The organism is Massilia sp. Se16.2.3, from assembly GCF_014171595.1.
In the GTDB taxonomy this organism is placed as follows: Bacteria; Pseudomonadota; Gammaproteobacteria; order Burkholderiales; family Burkholderiaceae_D; genus Telluria.
In genome coordinates, this window is the sequence record NZ_CP050451.1 from 4,994,477 (window position 1) to 5,010,269 (window position 15,793).

The 15,793-nt window shown below is 65.2% G+C and carries 10 protein-coding genes and 2 pseudogenes; 4 read left to right on the top strand and 8 right to left on the bottom strand.

Annotated features, from left to right (window positions below; translation table 11 throughout):
• Window positions 1–57 precede the first annotated feature (57 nt).
• The 4 genes from G4G31_RS22925 to G4G31_RS22940 form a co-directional block, all read right to left on the bottom strand.
• On the bottom strand, window positions 58–2,073 hold the full coding sequence (locus G4G31_RS22925; RefSeq protein ID WP_182989529.1) for a carbohydrate binding domain-containing protein: 2,016 nt from the start codon (window positions 2,071–2,073) through the stop codon (window positions 58–60).
• A gap of 181 nt (window positions 2,074–2,254) precedes the next feature.
• Complete coding sequence (locus tag G4G31_RS22930; protein WP_182989530.1) at window positions 2,255–3,253, bottom strand: fumarylacetoacetate hydrolase family protein; 999 nt, start codon at window positions 3,251–3,253, stop codon at window positions 2,255–2,257.
• A gap of 129 nt (window positions 3,254–3,382) precedes the next feature.
• Window positions 3,383–4,420: a phospholipase A gene (locus G4G31_RS22935; protein ID WP_182989531.1), complete on the bottom strand. Its 1,038-nt coding sequence runs from the start codon at window positions 4,418–4,420 to the stop codon at window positions 3,383–3,385.
• A gap of 157 nt (window positions 4,421–4,577) precedes the next feature.
• On the bottom strand, window positions 4,578–5,294 hold the full coding sequence (locus tag G4G31_RS22940) for a pseudouridine synthase (protein ID WP_182989532.1): 717 nt from the start codon (window positions 5,292–5,294) through the stop codon (window positions 4,578–4,580).
• Window positions 5,295–5,571: 277 nt separating this feature from the next.
• Between G4G31_RS22940 and G4G31_RS22945 the strand changes: the two genes are divergently transcribed.
• Entirely contained in the window at window positions 5,572–5,898 is a 327-nt protein-coding gene (locus G4G31_RS22945; RefSeq protein ID WP_182989533.1) for a hypothetical protein, read from the top strand.
• 397 nt (window positions 5,899–6,295) lie between these two features.
• Here the strand turns inward: G4G31_RS22945 and G4G31_RS22950 are convergent, their stop codons facing one another.
• The 4 genes from G4G31_RS22950 to G4G31_RS22965 all read right to left on the bottom strand — a co-directional run bounded on the left by G4G31_RS22950 (window position 6,296) and on the right by G4G31_RS22965 (window position 9,422).
• Entirely contained in the window at window positions 6,296–7,288 is a 993-nt protein-coding gene (locus tag G4G31_RS22950; protein WP_182989534.1) for a S49 family peptidase, read from the bottom strand.
• 51 nt (window positions 7,289–7,339) lie between these two features.
• Window positions 7,340–7,705 (bottom strand): Rieske 2Fe-2S domain-containing protein, encoded by a 366-nt coding sequence (locus G4G31_RS22955; protein WP_182989535.1) that lies wholly within the window; start codon window positions 7,703–7,705, stop codon window positions 7,340–7,342.
• 5 nt (window positions 7,706–7,710) lie between these two features.
• Window positions 7,711–8,370 (bottom strand): HAD-IIIA family hydrolase, encoded by a 660-nt coding sequence (locus tag G4G31_RS22960; RefSeq protein ID WP_182989536.1) that lies wholly within the window; start codon window positions 8,368–8,370, stop codon window positions 7,711–7,713.
• A 71-nt stretch (window positions 8,371–8,441) separates the two neighbouring features.
• Window positions 8,442–9,422 carry an RluA family pseudouridine synthase gene (locus G4G31_RS22965; RefSeq protein WP_182989537.1) on the bottom strand — a complete coding sequence of 327 codons (981 nt, stop codon included), beginning with the start codon at window positions 9,420–9,422 and terminating at the stop codon, window positions 8,442–8,444.
• A gap of 675 nt (window positions 9,423–10,097) precedes the next feature.
• On the opposite strand from G4G31_RS22965, the pseudogene G4G31_RS22970 reads away from it, so the two are divergent.
• The 3 genes and pseudogenes from G4G31_RS22970 to moaA all read left to right on the top strand — a co-directional run bounded on the left by G4G31_RS22970 (window position 10,098) and on the right by moaA (window position 15,790).
• Window positions 10,098–13,262, top strand: a pseudogene (locus G4G31_RS22970) (Rne/Rng family ribonuclease).
• Window positions 13,263–13,351: 89 nt separating this feature from the next.
• Window positions 13,352–14,688: pseudogene (gene chrA / locus G4G31_RS22975) on the top strand (chromate efflux transporter).
• Complete coding sequence (gene moaA, locus G4G31_RS22980; RefSeq protein WP_182989538.1) at window positions 14,681–15,790, top strand: GTP 3',8-cyclase MoaA; 1,110 nt, start codon at window positions 14,681–14,683, stop codon at window positions 15,788–15,790. The pseudogene chrA and the gene moaA overlap by 8 nt, the downstream one beginning before the upstream one ends.
• The last annotated feature ends 3 nt before the right edge of the window (window positions 15,791–15,793 follow it).

Here is a 15,793-nt window from a genome sequence, read left to right on the forward strand (position 1 = left end):
CAATAAAAAAGGGCAAGCCATGCAGGCTTGCCCTTCCTGTTCACGCACCGTCCCGAATCAGGGATTCGCCACCAGGCTGAAGTCGTCGAAGCTCAGGCTGTAGTCGTCGCCTGCCGCGCCGAAAGCGCCCAGGATCTGCAACTGCGCGGCCGCATTCGTGACCGGAGAAGTGAAGGTGTACGAATACGTGCCCGCCGCCGGTGTCAATGCCGCTCCTGCATCCAGGTAGCGGGCGTAACTGCCGCCGTTCTCGCCGATCACGACCCCGACTGTCCCGGCCAGGCTGGCGGCGCCCTTGAAGGTCAAGGTATAACTCCTGCCTTTTACCAGGGGTACGCTCGGCTGGTTGAGCTGCACATGCCAGTTGTTCGACGGATCGACGTCAAGGACGACCAGCCTTGCGCTGCCATCCACGATCGCGGCGGCCAGCGAGCCGGTGCCCGGACTGGCCCAGGTCGTCCAGTCCGGGGCCAGGCCCGACGCGAAGTCGCCGTTCCTGAGCAGGTTCACGCCCACCGGCGGTCCGTCCGGCACATCGGCGGCGCCGATGTCTTCGACGACGACATTATCGATCCACACCGTATTGATCCCCGCGGTCGCCAGGTTGAATACCACGCGTGCGGCGTTATTCGTCCCGGTCTGCATGTCGAAGCTGCGGGTAAAACGCTGCACGCCCGTCGTCAGCTCGGCGATGTGGTCGCCGCCGGAATACGATTCGAAACCCCGGTCCTGGCCGGCACCGACGGTATAGCTCATGCTGCGGTTGCTGGAGGCGCGCGCATCAAAGCTCAGCCGGTACTTGCGTCCTTCGGTCAGGGCAATGTTGTTGTGCTGGAGCTGCACGTTCCATGCTTCGCTGCCGGGATCGGTAATGCCGATCCGGATCGCGCCGCCGTCGTTGCTGGCGACAGCGTCGCCATTGAGTTTGAACAGGTTCCAGAAATAGCTGTTGTTGACGCCCGCGATCGTTTCCACGTCCGGGCTTTGCGTGACGGCAGTGTGGCTCGCGGTCCAGTCGAACGAGGGGTTGTAGACCAGGTTGCCATTGACCGGCGGACGCCCCACCGTATTGGCCGGTGTCCACGGGTATTTCATCGCCGGACGCGGACCAGGGTCGCGCTTTTCGTCAGGCAGCATCGACCAGCGGATGTAGTCGACCAGCATCTCGCCCTTGTCGGGCGTGGCCGCATCCGGGTTGCCGTCGAAATTGCCGCCCACCGCCAGGTTGATCAGGACGTAGAACGGCTTGTCGAAGGGTGCGGGCCAGGCGTTCAGGTCGTCATCGCTGTCGGGCGGGTTGACGTTCGAACTCCACCATTTGGTTTGCGTGGAGGTAACGACGCCATCGATCGACCAGGTGATTTCGTTCGAACGCCATTCCAGCGTATAGGTATGCCATTCGCTGACCTTGCCGTTGTTCCCAATGGTGGCCTCGTTGCTGGTGTAGATGTTCCGCGGCCACATCCCGCCGTAGTGCAGGGTCTGGGCGATCTTGGTCGGCTTGCTGCCCATGCCTTCCATGATGTCGATTTCGCCATTGGCGGCCCAGGTCGCGTAGGGATTGCCGACATTGTCTTCAGGCAGCATCCAGACGGCTGGCCAGAAGCCTTTGCCGACGGGCAGTTTGGCGCGGAATTCGATCTTGCCGTAGGTGCGGCTGAATTTTCCGGCGGAGCGGATGCGGCCGGAAGTCCAGCCGAAGGTCTGCCCTTCGTTGCCACCGGCAGCGGTGCCGCGGAACGCTTCCTTGCGCGCGGTGATGACGAGGTTGCCGCCCTCGACACGCACGTTTTCAGGCCGGTCGGTGTAGTACTCGAGCTCGTTGTTGCCCCATCCCGGGTTGCCGACCGTGGCGCCATTGCCCAGCTGATAGCCCCACTTCGCCGGGTCGAGGCTGTTCCCGTTGAATTCGTCGCTCCAGAGCACCGTGGAGGTCGGCGGATTCGGCCCCGGGATCGGTGTTATTTTGCCCGCCGTTGCCAGGGTCGGCTGCGGATCGCTCCCGCTGCCCCCGCAGGCGCCGAGGACGAGGGCAATGCCCGCGCTGGCGAGCAGATTTTTATATCGAAACATGCATGTCTCCTGTTGATCTTCGGACTACGCCGTGAGCTGGCGCCGCGTGTGACGTCTTGTAGCAAGAAGAATAATAAACAGGTTTCGCACGAATTGGAATCGTTTCCATACCCAGCCACGAACAAGCCGGCGGTGGCGATGGCAAGCCCTGCCATGTCGCCGCCGCGTTGACGGGTGCATGCTATGCGCCGGCCTTGCGGACGGTCTGTTCGATGGCCCCGAAGATGGACTTGCCGCGCTCGTCCAGCATCTCGATGCGCACCGTGTCGCCGAAACGCAGGTAAGGCGTGCTCGGCGCGCCGTCGGCGATGGTTTCGCGGCAGCGCTGCTCGGCAATGCAGGAGTAGCCGGCGGCGGCGTCCTTGTTCGACACCGTGCCCGAGCCGACGATGCTGCCGGCGCGCACGTTACGGCTTTTGCACAGGTGGGCGACCAGTTGCGGGAAGTTGAACACCATGTCGACGCCGGCATCGGGCTGGCCCACCAGGTGGCCGTTCCAGCTCGAGCGCAGGGGCAGGTGCAGCTTGCCGCCGCGCCAGGCAGCCCCCAGCTCGTCCGGGGTGACGGCCACTGGCGAAAAACTCGTCGCCGGTTTCGACTGCAGGAAGCCGAAGCCTTTCGCCAGCTCTTCCGGGATCAAGTTGCGCAGGGAAACGTCGTTGGCCAGCATCAGGAGGCGGATGCGGCCGTGCGCCTCGTCGGGGGTCGCGCCCATCGGTACATCGTCCACGATGACCGCCACTTCCGATTCGAAGTCGATGCCCCACTCCTCATGCGCCAGCACGATGTCCTCAAGGGGCCCGAGCAGGTCGTCGCTGCCGCCCTGGTACATCAATGGTTCTTCCCAGAACGAGGCCGGCATCTCGGCGCCGCGCGCGCGGCGCACCAGCTCGACATGGTTGACGTAGGCCGAACCGTCGACCCATTGATAGGCGCGCGGCAGGGGCGCCATGCAGCGGCCTGGATCGAAATCGAAAGCGCGCCGGGTTGCGCTCGAAACGGTGCCGGCGTTGAGCTGGGCGTACAGGGCGTCGAGCTGGGGCGCGATGAACGCCCAGTCGTCGAGCGCCGCCTGCAGGGTCGGCGCAATCGCGTCGGCCATGTGCGCTGTCTTGAGGTCGCGCGAGACGACGGCCAGCTGGCCGTCGCGGCTGCCGTCCTTGATGGTCGCAAGTTTCATGTGCGGTCAGGAAATGATGAGACCGCCATTGTAGGGTGGGCACCCCGTGCCCACGCGGAAATATGGTCAGTGTTAGCGGAATCGACGCTCAATGTTACCGGCTCTCATGGCGCAAAACTGAAAAAACACTTAGAACAAACCCAGCACGCCCAGTCCGATCGACCGCTGGAAATAGTTATAGTCGATCAGACTCTGCCCATACCCCGCAAACCCCTGTGCATACCCCTTCAGGTTCCCCGCCAGCGGAAATGCCCAGCCCGCCTGGATGGCACCGCGGTTGGTCGCGAAGTTGTAGCGCAGCGTCGACGAATAGATATGGCCTTCGCGCCGGTAGGCCAGCGCCAGGTCGCCACGGCCCATGTAGTCGACCATGTCCGGATTGTCGTCGTCGCTCTCGCTCAGGCGCTTCCAGACGCGCGCCGTGGCCGAGAAACCATCGCGCTCGACGCCGAGCTGGGCATACACCCGGTTCCAGCTGCGCGAGAGCGTGCCGGACTGGCCATTCGACTGGTGCACCAGGCCCAGGCCGACGTGGCGCAGCTGCATTCCGCCGAGCTCGACGGCAAGCGGCGCCACGGCGATGATTTCCGGCTGGTAGTTCGTTTCGCGGAACGGGCTGGAGGCCGCGCTATTGGCCGCCTGCCAAAAGGAATTCTGGGTATAGCCGAACCACAGGTCGACGGGCTTGCCGAAGGCCTGCTCGACCATCTTCATCTTGAAGCTCAGCTGGAAAGCCAGTTCGCTTTTCGACAGCGCGGTGTCGTTGGTCAGGTCGCGATAGGGGCGATAGGGCGCGTCGTTCGGACGATAGCTGCGGTTGGCGATCAGGTAGCTGGCGTGGTGCGGGCGGAACTTGAAAACGCCGCGGCGGTAAGGGTCGTCCAGCTCCCAATGGTCGAGCTGGCTGAACCTGGCGCTGCTCTCGGCCGAGGGCTGGGCCGTCACTACAGGAACGGCCTCGACCTTGCCGTCGGCCGGGTTGACGACGACGGCCGCTTCGGTGCGCGGCGCCGGGGTGGCGGCGAGCCGGTCGAAGCAGGCCAGGCGCGCCGTGTTGTCGCCGATGTTGGCGCAATCGGATAGCAGCTTGGGCGCTTCCTGGGCAGAAGCGCCGCTGGCCGCGAAAACGAAGAAAGCGAGGGGGAGCAGGCGATGGGAAGGCGGCATGGTGCACTTGGTGTCGGTTGCAGGAATGCGTCGCCGCGGCCGACCGTGCGCACACGCGTCGTCCGCGATCTGACGCGAGTCAAACCAAGTTTGCGAGAAGATCAGCTTTTTTGTCGCACGCTTAAGCGCAGTAGCCCCCTGATGGGCGAAATACCACTCAGCCCGGCACCAGCAGCGCGAGCTGTTCGGGCTCGAGGAAACACCACTCGCCTTCCTTGAGGCCGAGCGACGAAAGCTGAAGCGCGCCGATCGCCGAGCGGTGCAGCGCGCTGCAATGGTTGCCGGCCGCGGCCAGCATGCGCTTGACCTGGTGGTACTTGCCCTGCTCCAGCACGATCTCGAGCAGGTGCTCGCCGCGCTGGACGCAGGACACCGCGCGCAGCGGCGCCGGCTCGTCGTGCAATTGCACACCCGCCAGCAATTGTTCGACCAGCTTTGGGGTCACCGGATCGGCGGTGGTGGCCTGGTAGACCTTGGGCACGTGGCGCTTGGGCGAGGACTGGGCGTGGATGAAGGGGCCGTCGTCCGACATCAGCAGCAGGCCCGTGGTGTCGTGGTCGAGGCGACCGACCGGCTGGACGTCGCGCCAGCCGAACTGCTCGGGCAGCAGTGTGAGCACGCCCGGGTGGTGACTGGGCTTGCGCGAACACTCGAAGTTCGCCGGCTTGTACAGTGCTATATAGACGTGCTCGCGATACACCCATTCTTCATCGAATACGGTGAGTACCAGGCCCTCGGTGTCGACGCTGCCTTTATAGGTGTCGACAATGGTGCCATTGACGGCGACGTCGCCGTCCTCGATCAGGGCACGGCAGTACTTGCGGGTGCCGAAGCCTTGCGATTGCAGGATGCGGTCCAGGGATAATTTACTCATGGGCGAGACTGTAACAGAAGGCCCAGGGGTGGGCATAGACTGCGGAGCTATTACTCAGAGGATAGTTACCTCTTACTCGTTTGAGATAAATCAATCCCCCCGAGCAATCCATTGATAGACTTCAACTCCATTAGGAATCGGACTACAGCGTGTCCGATTGCTAACCAGGCAATCTCGGATTAATTACTCAACAACCTGGGAGCAGTCGACGACAAGCGCGGTGCAAGACGCATCTACGCAGGTTTCGTTGGACGCTCCAGCACAACAAGAGGATGACATGCAACCAGTGAAGCTCATGCCCCACGACGTCGCTACGCTCCCGCCCGCTGCCGCCTCGGTACGGGCAGCGCGCCTTTCCCTAGCCCGTTCGCATACGGCAATCTTCCCCACCAACCTGGCGCTCGCACGCTGGACCGCCGGCTGCTGCCTGCCGCACCTGGCCGGCAGCGCCCACCCACCGCTGCGCGCGGCCTGGTTTGCCCGCGCCCAGCGCGAATTCCAGGCCTGGCTCGAGAGCGGCGGCTTCGTCCAGCACGACGAACCGGCTTCAAGCGACGATGCGGTCACGCTGTGCGACGCCGCGCCGGACGGCACGACCAACTGAGGCAAACGCCGCCGGCACCCGCTGCCGGCGCCTCGTCCTCCCATTCCCGCCACCCTGCCCGAAGCTGCCGCTTCGCCCGCGCGAACGCAGCGGCATGCGTGTACGCAGCAAGAAGAGCGAAGATAGCGTCAGCTGGGCCCAAAATGAAAACGACGGCTTGCGCCGTCGTTTTCGCTCCCGGGTAGGGCTACAACTGTGAGGAATTGAATTCTCTCGAAAACCGCACGCATGCGGTGGGTAGCATCTCAGGTTAAGGATGGCAAACAGCTTCATTTCATCGCCCCGCCTGGGAGGAACTACGAGTTCCACTATAGACCATTTTCCGCGGGTTTCAAGGAACATATTGCAGAATATAAGGTCAACGCGGGTCCGCACTGGCGTCGACCCGCGTCTCGGCTCAATTGAGCTTCGGCAGCGTCGTGCGCGACATCGCCTTCATGGCACCGGCGCCCACCGAGGCGCCGAATTTCTTCAGCACCCGCTCCGGCAAGCCCTCGTGCGCCGTGTAGTCGACGATGTCCTCGGCCTTGACGATGTCGCGCGCGACCGTGTCGACCGTGCCGAAGCCATCGGCCAGGCCCATGTCCACGGCCTTGGCGCCGGTCCAGTACAGGCCGGAGAAGGTTTCCGGCGTTTCTTTCAGGCGCGTGCCGCGCCCTGCCCGCACTACCGAGATGAATTGCTGGTGAATCTCGTTGAGCATTTCCTGGGCGTGGGCGCGGTGTTTTTCCGACTGCGGGCTGAAGGGGTCGAGAAAGCCCTTGTTGGCGCCGGCCGTGAGCAGGCGGCGCTCGACGCCCAGCTTTTCCATGGTGCCGGTAAAGCCGAAGCTGTCCATCAGCACCCCGACCGAGCCGACGATGCTGGCCTTGTTCACATAGATCTTGTCGGCCGCGGCGGCAATGTAATAGCCGCCCGAGGCGCAGATCTCGTCGACCACGACATACAGCGGTTTATCCGGATAGCCGCGGCGCAGGCGCCGGATCTCGTCGACGATGATGCCGGCCTGCACCGGGCTGCCGCCGGGACTGTCGATGCGCAGCACCACCGCGGCCGAGCCGGCATCGGCGAAGGCCTTGTTCAGCGAGGGGATGACGTTGTCGGCCGCCCCGCTGCCCTCGGCTTCGATTTCGCCGTTGATTTCGATGAGCGCCGTGTGGCGGCCCAGGTTTTCGTCGTCGCCGCCGAAGCTCAGGTCGAAATACATCCACAGGCCGACCACCAGGGCGGTGAGGAAGGCCAGCCGGAAGAAGATGCTCCAGCGCCGCGCGGCCCGACGCTCCTTGATGGTGGCGAAGACGAGCTTTTCGAGCGTCTCGCGCTCCCAGTTGCCGGCCGTCGGATTGGCGACAAACCGGCTGTCGCCGTCGTTGTGAAGATGATCGCTCATAGTGTTCGCTGAAGTTGGATCGGTCCGAAGTGCATCAATGTGTTTCCCCGTTCAGGCAAGCGGCAAGCCAACCCGTTCGTCGGGCTCCCAGTACACCTTGCCGTCGGCCTCGTGCACGGCAATCGGGCGCAGCTTGCCGCCGCGACACGGACCGCCCGTGCAGACACCGGTTTCCGGGCGGTAGACGGCGCCATGGGTCGCGCACATCAGCAATTCGCCGCTCGATTCGAAAAAGCGCCCCTGCTCCCAGTCGAGTTCCATCGGCACGTGGGCGCAGCGGTTCAGGTAGGCATAGGCCTTGCCGCCGAAACGCACCACGAAGCCGGTCGCCGCTTCGCCGAACAGGCTCACCGGAAAGCGCACACCCAGGCCGCCGTCGACCAGTGCTTCGGACGCGCATATGTAAACGCCGGCCATCGATTCTACGCGTACTCGGCCAGCCAGGCGTGCAGCTCGACCGCGGTCCGGGCCGAGTACATCGGCCGGCAAGCCTGCAACTGGTCGACCGGATGGGCGCCATACTCGACGGCGATACCGGTGGCGCCGGCATTGTTCGCCATCATGAGATCGTGGGTGGTGTCGCCGATCATGGCGGTGCGCCGCATGTCCTGGCCCAGTTCGCGCGTCAGTTCCTGCAGCATTGCCGGGTGCGGCTTGGAAAAGGTCTCGTCGGCGCAGCGGGTGGCGTCGAAAGTCGACAGCAGGCCGGTCGCGTTCAGCGCCCGGTTCAGGCCGACGCGGCTCTTGCCGGTGGCGACCGCCAGGAAATAGCCCTGTTGCGAAAGTTCGCTCAACATTTCGCGTACCCCCTTGAACAGGACCAGATCGTGGTCTTTCGTCAGGAAATGGTAACGATAGCGTTCGACCAGGCGCGGGTACAGCGCCGGCGCCATGTCGGGAATTGCCGCCTGCATCGCTTCGGGCAGGGCCAGGCCGATGACGTGCGACGCCGCCTCGTCGCTTGGCACCGGCAGGCCGACATCGCGCGCGGCGGCCTGGATGCAGCGCACGATGGCGGCCGTGCTGTCCATCAGCGTGCCGTCCCAGTCGAAAACGATCAGATCAAATAGCTTTCTTGGCATTTCTTCCGGCAACGTGCCGGCTCCTGTCATGGTTGTCGTCGGGTGCGCCACCGCAGTCAACGTTCTTCGATTCAGTTGAGCGCCTGCCCCAAGCTTAACAAGAAACGGTCGCACTCTGCAGGCAAGGGTGCCTGCAGCGTCATTGGCTTGCCGGTATCGGGGTGCGTGAACGTGATTTTATGGGCGTGCAGGAACATGCGGCGCAGGGCTCCGCGCTTGTCGGTCGCCTTCTGCAGCTGCTTGTTGAGGGCGAAATCGCCGTATTTCTCGTCGCCCAGAATGGGAAAGCCCGACGATGACAGATGAACGCGGATCTGGTGGGTACGCCCCGTCTTCAGTTCGGCTTCCAGCAGGGCGAAATCCTCCCACTTGCGCAGCAGGCTGAAGACCGTATGCGATTCCATGCCGCCGGCCTGCACGACCACCCGGCGCTCGCCGTCCGGCGTCGTGTATTTATGCAGCGGCAGTTTCACGTGCTGGCGCTTGTTGACCCAGTTGCCGGCCACTGCGGTCAGGTAGCGCTTGTCGGTATGGCCGTCGCGCATTTGTTCGTGCAGGTTGGTCAGCGCCGAGCGCTTCTTCGCCAGCAGCAGCAAGCCCGAGGTCTCGCGGTCGAGCCGGTGCACCAGTTCCAGAAACTTCGCATCCGGGCGCGATGCCCGCAATTGTTCGATCACGCCATACGACACGCCCGAGCCGCCATGCACGGCCACGCCGGCCGGCTTGTCGATGACGAGCAGGTGACTGTCTTCGTGGACGATGGCAAATTCCGCGCCCGGTACCGGCGCCGTATGCGTTTTTTCGGCGATGCGGATCGGTGGAATACGCACCAGGTCGCCTGCTTCCAGGCGGTACAGCTGGTCGATCCGGCCCTTGTTGACCCGGACTTCGCCGGATCGCAGGATCCGGTAAATGTGGCTTTTCGGAACGCCTTTACACACCCGCAGCAGGTAATTGTCGATGCGCTGGCCGGCTTCTTCCTCGGTGATCGTAACGAACTGTGCTGCCAACGCCGCTGATGAAGGGGGAACAACATCGTTTTGCATCTTCATTTGGACTGTCTTCCCAGAAATTCTCTCTAAGTCCTTCATTTTGAATATATAATCGACATGCGGCGGTCAAACCTCTGCAGGTGTAAGAATTAAAACGATATTTTACACAGGGGCGCGCTCCATCGGCCCCGCTGGCATGCAAATTCGATGGAAAAAACGTGTACGCACATTCCTGCGTGGATCAGGGTTGCACCGCAGTTGTAATCGGTTCACGCGCAGGAGTGCCGGATTGGATTGTTTGGAACTGTAAGGATAAGTACCAGCAAGCTTGCCCCAATAGAATTCTGTTAGGTGGTGGGCTTGCCGGTTGATGGTGTCGATAACGCTTGTCGTTTCGCCCGACCCGTTGCAGGCGTCATCCTGCAGGCTTCACAGACAAGGCTGACTCCATCGCCTGTCGTCGAAGTCCAGGAGATGTTCGTCATAAACGGTCTGGCTGGTTTTGCGCGCATTGCCTCACCCTGTCGTGCCGCTCGGGATGAGCGGCCCGGGGTTGGCGTGCCCTCGGCATGACGATCGATTCCATGCGCCCTGTTGCGGCGGCGGGCTTCGTTGCTCGCTCTGCCGCACGCCCGGGCATACCCCCCTCCAGCTCTCCCCTCCCGCGTATGTCCCTGTAGTTCGCCGCCCTGGCAAGGCGGCTTTGGAACGACCCACGGGTCGCGGAGCAATAAAATGAAACGTATGTTGTTTAACGCTACGCAGCAAGAAGAACTGCGCGTAGCGATTGTCGACGGCCAGAAACTGATCGACATCGATATCGAAACGGCCGGGCGCGAACAGCGCAAGTCGAATATCTACAAGGGTGTCATCACCCGCATCGAACCCTCCCTCGAAGCTTGCTTCGTCAGCTACGGCGAAGACCGCCACGGCTTCCTCCCCTTCAAAGAAGTTGCCCGCACGTATTTCCGTGAAGGCGTCGACGTCCGCAATGCTTCCATCAAGGAAGCCCTGCGCGAAGGCCAGGAAATCATGGTCCAGGTCGAAAAGGAAGAGCGCGGCAACAAGGGCGCGGCCCTGACCTCGTTCATTTCGCTGGCCGGCCGCTACCTGGTCCTGATGCCGAACAACCCGCGCGGCGGCGGCGTGTCGCGCCGTGTCGAAGGCGAAGAGCGCCAGGAACTGCGGGAGACGATGGACAAGCTGGATTTGCCGCAAGGCATGTCGGTGATTGCCCGTACCGCCGGCATCGGCCGCAATGTCGAAGAACTCCAGTGGGACCTGAATTACCTGATGCAACTCTGGCGCGCGATCGAAGGCGCCGGCAAGTCGGCATCGGGCGCCTTCCTGATCTACCAGGAATCGTCGCTGGTCATCCGCGCCATCCGCGATTACTTCCAGCCTGACATCGGCGAAGTCCTGATCGACACCGACGAAATCTACGACCAGGCCCAGCAGTTCATGAGCCACGTGATGCCCGACATGGCGCACCGCGTGAAGCGCTACAGCGACGACGTGCCGCTGTTCTCGCGCTTCCAGATCGAACACCAGATCGAAACCGCCTACGCGCGCACCGTGCCGCTGCCATCGGGCGGCGCCATCGTCATCGACCACACCGAAGCCCTGGTCTCCATCGACGTCAACTCGGCACGCGCCACGCGCGGCTCGGACATCGAGACCACCGCCTTCAACACCAACTGCGAAGCGGCCGACGAAGTGGCGCGCCAGCTGCGCCTGCGCGACCTGGGCGGCCTGATCGTCATCGACTTCATCGACATGGAAGTCGCAAAGAACCAGCGCGAAGTCGAACAGCGCCTGAAGGACGCCCTGCACCACGACCGTGCGCGCGTCCAGATGGGCAAGATTTCCCGCTTCGGCCTGATGGAACTGTCGCGCCAGCGCCTGCGTCCGTCGCTGTCGGAAGGCTCGCACGTGACCTGCCCGCGCTGCTCGGGCACCGGCCACATCCGCGATACCGAATCGTCCGCCCTGCAAGTCCTGCGCATCATCCAGGAAGAGGCGATGAAGGAAAACTCGGCGACCATCCACGTCCAGGTGCCGGTCGACGTCGCCGCCTTCCTGCTCAACGAAAAGCGCGGCGAAGTCCTCAAGATCGAGAACCGCCACCGCATCACCGTGATCCTGGTGCCGAACAAGCACCTCGACACCCCGCACTACAAGCTCGAGCGCATCAAGCACGACGATCCGCGCCTCGAAGAAGCGCCGTCCAGCTACACGCTGGCCGAATCGGCCGAAACCGACATGGCCTACAGCAAGCGCCAGAAGGAAGAAGCCAAGCCGCGCCAGGAAGCCATGGTCAAGACCATCACCCCGGCCCAGCCGGCGCCCGTGGTCGACCGCAGCGAGGCCGCGAAACCGGTCAAGGCCGCCGAAGCGCCAAGCGCACCAGCCGCACCGGTTGCCGCCCCTGCCCCGGCCGGCTTCTTCGCCCGCCTGCGCGCGCCTTCTTCGGCGGCGCTCCTGCCCCGGCAGAGGCGCCGGTCGTTGCCGAACCGGCCAAGCCGGCCGCGGCGACGCCAGGCCAGGCCGAACGCGGCGAGCGCAACGGCCGTGGCCAGCGCAGCCGGAATGGTCGCAATGAGGGACGCAACGAGGGCCGTAACGAAGGCCGCAAGGGCCGCGACCGCGACGAGACCGCGAAAGCCGGCGTCGAAGACAGCGTCAAAGCTGCCGAGACCGAAGGCAAGCCGGCACGCCAGCCGCGTCCGCCACGCGAGCCGCGTGCTCCGCGTGAAGCGCGCGAGCCTGCCGACACCGCACAGGCCGCACCGCGCGCCGAACGCGGCGAACGTCCGGAACGCGCCGAGCGTCCCGAGCGTGCACCACGCCAGCCGCGTGAACGCAGCGAGCGCCAGCAGCCGGTCGAAGCCAAGCTCGACGAGGTGAGCGCCATCCACGCGATCCCGGCGCCGCCGGAAGCCGAACTGTCGACGACCACCCCGCACGGTGACCTGCTCGAGCACGCCGTCAAGGCCGTGACCACGCTGGGCCCGAACGGCGAGGGAAACCGATCTCGAGGGCGGCGACGAGCCGCGCCGCCGCCGCCGCCGCGGTGGCCGCAACCGCAACCGCCGCGACCGCGATGGCGTCGATGGCATCGAAACGCCGGAAAACGGCGAAGCGGGCGCCACCCCGGCCTTTACGCCGGTCGCCGACGAGGAAGCAGCCAAGGTGCAAGCCGCCGCCAAGTCCGGCCGCAAGCCGCGTGGCGAAGGCAGGCAGCAGTCGGCCGAGCCGGGCCCATGGCCGTTCCCGACCGCTGCGTCGGTGGCTGCGTCGGCTACCGCGTCGGCTACCGCGTCGGCTGCCGCGTCGGCCAAAGCTGCCGAACGGGCCGCTCAGGCCGCTGCCGCGCCAGCGCCAGCCCCGGCTCCGGCCCCTGCTTCGGCTGTATCGGCAAGCGCAGCGGCGGGCAACTTCACCGTCGCGGCGCCAACCGCGCAGGCCTGGTTCTTCCCGACCTCGGTCAAGGCTGCACCGGCTGCCGCTCCGGCCGCCGCTGCTCCTGCGCCGGCACCGGTCGCGCAGCCGGCTCCGGTCGCTGCCGCACCTGCGCCAGCCGTGCAAGCTGCCGCCGCACCGCAAGCGCCAGTCGCCGCTCCGGCAGCACCTGCTCCAGCCCCGGCTGCCCCAGCACCTGCTCCAGCCCCGGCTGCCCCAGCACCTGCTCCAGCCCCGGCTGCGGCAAGCGCGCCGGCCGACCTCGGCGAACTGCTCGGTGCCGCCGGCCTGACGCTGGCCTCGACCGATCCGGAAAAGCTGCGCGCAGCCCGGGAAGCGGCGGCGCAAGCTGCCGCCCCGGTGCGCGTCGGCCGCGCCCGCAAGCCGGCGCCAAAGCTGGCCGACGAGCCGCTGATCCAGGTCGATACCCGCCAGTAACCGGGTAGCGATCCGAACGAAAAAGGGAAGCCGCGTGCTTCCCTTTTTTACATCGATTTTTTCGCTCGATTTCACGGGAAACCGCCGCCATGAACGATGCCGCCCTCCCCGCCCAGGTCAGCTTGCGCGAAGCCTTCCTCTACTGGCTCAAGCTTGGCTTCATCAGCTTCGGCGGCCCCGCCGGCCAGATCGCGCTCATGCACACCGAACTGGTCGAGCGCCGCCGCTGGATTTCCGAAGGCCGCTTCCTGCATGCGCTGAACTATTGCATGCTGCTGCCCGGCCCCGAGGCGACCCAGCTCGCTGTCTACATCGGCTGGCTGCTGCATCGCACCCGCGGCGGCATCGTCGCCGGCGTGCTGTTCATCCTGCCTTCGCTGCTGATGTTGATCGGGCTGGCCTGGATCTACCTCACCTTCGGCCACCTGACGCTTGTCACCGGCATCATGAACGGCATCAAGCCGGCCGTGGTCGCGATCGTGCTGGCGGCGGCCTGGCGCATCGGCAGCCGCACGCTGCGCAATCCCATCCCGGTGGCGATCGCCGCCGCCGCCTTTGTCGCCATCGCCCTGCTGAGCGTACCGTTTCCCTTGATCGTGCTGGCGGCGGCCCTGGCCGGCATGCTGGGGGCGCGCCTGCGGCCGCAAGCCTTCCGGGCACCCGGCCATGCCGCGCACGCGCAGGCGGGAACGGCGCGTCCGCGCGCCCTCATCGACGACGACACCCCGACGCCCGCGCATGCCCGCTTTTTTCGCGCTTGCGGCTGGCAGCGGTCGTGGGAATCGGCGTCGGCATCATGCTGGCCTGCTGGCTGCTGCTGGCCGCCTGGGGCGGCGCCCACGGCACCCTGGCGCAGATGGGCTGGTTCTTCACCAAGACCGCCCTGCTCACCTTCGGCGGCGCCTATGCCGTGCTGCCCTACGTGGTGCAGGGCGCGGTCGAGCACTTCGGCTGGCTGAGCGGGTCGCAGATGATCGATGGCCTGGCGCTGGGCGAAACCACGCCCGGCCCCCTGATTATGATCGTCGCTTTCGTCGGCTTCGTCGGCGGCTGGACCCATGCCGTGTTCGGACCGGCCGCGCCGGTACTCGGCGCCATCGCCGGCGCCTGCGTCGCCGCCCTGTTCACCTTCGTGCCTTCGTTCGTGTTCATCCTGGCCGGCGGGCCGCTGGTCGAGTCCACGCGCGGCAACCTGCGCCTGACCGCGCCGCTGACCGCCATCTCGGCCGCGGTGGTCGGGGTGATCGCCAGCCTGGCCCTGTATTTCGGCCGAGAAGTCTTCTTTGCCGGCGGCAGCCTGCAGCCGCAGGCGCTGGTGCTGGGCGTGCTGGCGGCGGTGGCGTTGCTGCGCTACCGGGTCGGCACCATCGGCCTGCTCGGCGCCTGTGCGCTGGCGGGGCTCGTGCTATCGTACTGGCATGGCTGAAAAAATCTTCATGCTGAACGACTTGCGCCACCCTGCGCTGGCCGTTCCGGCAACACCCGTGGCACCGGGCGGCACGCTCGTCGATGCGCTGGCGCGTCCGCTGCACGACCTGCGCATTTCCGTGACCGACCGCTGCAACTTCCGCTGCGTGTATTGCATGCCGAAGGAAGTGTTCGGCAAGGACTACCCCTACCTGCCGCATGCCGAGCTGCTCTCGTTCGAGGAAATCGCGCGTGTGGCCGGCCTGTTCGTCGCCCATGGCGTGGAAAAGATCCGCCTGACCGGCGGCGAGCCGCTGCTGCGCAAGCACCTCGAGCGCCTGGTGGCGATGCTGCGCGCCATCCCGACACCGTCCGGCCGCCCGCTCGACCTGACCCTGACCACCAATGGCTCGCTGCTGGCGCGCAAGGCGCGCAGCCTGCGCGATGCCGGGCTGGACCGCGTCACGGTCTCGCTCGACGCCCTCGACGACAGCGTGTTCCGGCGCATGAACGACGTCGATTTCTCGGTGGCCGACGTGCTTGCCGGGATCGAGGCCGCGCATGCCGCCGGCCTCGGCCCGATCAAGGTCAACATGGTCGTCAAGCGCGGCAGCAACGACGACCAGATCCTGCCGATGGCGCGCCACTTCAAGGGCTCGCCCGTCATCCTGCGCTTCATCGAATACATGGACGTGGGCGCCTCGAACGGCTGGAACATGGAGGAAGTCATGCCATCGAGCGAGGTGGTGCGCCGCATCGGCGCCGAACTGCCCCTGCTGCCGCTTGCTGCCAACTATGCCGGCGAAACGGCATCGCGCTGGCGCTATGCCGATGGCAGCGGGGAAATCGGCGTCATCTCCAGCGTCACCGGGGCCTTCTGCGGCGACTGCAGCCGCATGCGCCTGTCGACCGAAGGCAAACTGTACACCTGCCTGTTCGCCACCCGCGGCCATGACTTGCGCGCCCTGCTGCGCAGTGGTGCAGATGACCTGGCGATCGGCGGCGCCATCGCCCAGCTCTGGCGCGGCCGCACGGACCGTTATTCCGAAACCCGCGGCATCGAGCCTGCCGGCACGAAAGCCGGCGCGAAAAAAGTCGAAATGTCCTATATCGGCGGTTGACAA

What these genes read in the sequence shown, in the direction of transcription:
- G4G31_RS22925 (WP_182989529.1), bottom strand. Translation starts at nt 2,073, where the DNA reads ATGTTTCGATATAAAAATCTGCTCGCCAGCGCGGGCATTGCCCTCGTC.
- G4G31_RS22930 (WP_182989530.1), bottom strand. Translation starts at nt 3,253, where the DNA reads ATGAAACTTGCGACCATCAAGGACGGCAGCCGCGACGGCCAGCTGGCC.
- G4G31_RS22935 (WP_182989531.1), bottom strand. Translation starts at nt 4,420, where the DNA reads ATGCCGCCTTCCCATCGCCTGCTCCCCCTCGCTTTCTTCGTTTTCGCG.
- G4G31_RS22940 (WP_182989532.1), bottom strand. Translation starts at nt 5,294, where the DNA reads ATGAGTAAATTATCCCTGGACCGCATCCTGCAATCGCAAGGCTTCGGC.
- G4G31_RS22945 (WP_182989533.1), top strand. Translation starts at nt 5,572, where the DNA reads ATGCAACCAGTGAAGCTCATGCCCCACGACGTCGCTACGCTCCCGCCC.
- G4G31_RS22950 (WP_182989534.1), bottom strand. Translation starts at nt 7,288, where the DNA reads ATGAGCGATCATCTTCACAACGACGGCGACAGCCGGTTTGTCGCCAAT.
- G4G31_RS22955 (WP_182989535.1), bottom strand. Translation starts at nt 7,705, where the DNA reads ATGGCCGGCGTTTACATATGCGCGTCCGAAGCACTGGTCGACGGCGGC.
- G4G31_RS22960 (WP_182989536.1), bottom strand. Translation starts at nt 8,370, where the DNA reads ATGCCAAGAAAGCTATTTGATCTGATCGTTTTCGACTGGGACGGCACG.
- G4G31_RS22965 (WP_182989537.1), bottom strand. Translation starts at nt 9,422, where the DNA reads ATGAAGATGCAAAACGATGTTGTTCCCCCTTCATCAGCGGCGTTGGCA.
- moaA (WP_182989538.1), top strand. Translation starts at nt 14,681, where the DNA reads ATGGCTGAAAAAATCTTCATGCTGAACGACTTGCGCCACCCTGCGCTG.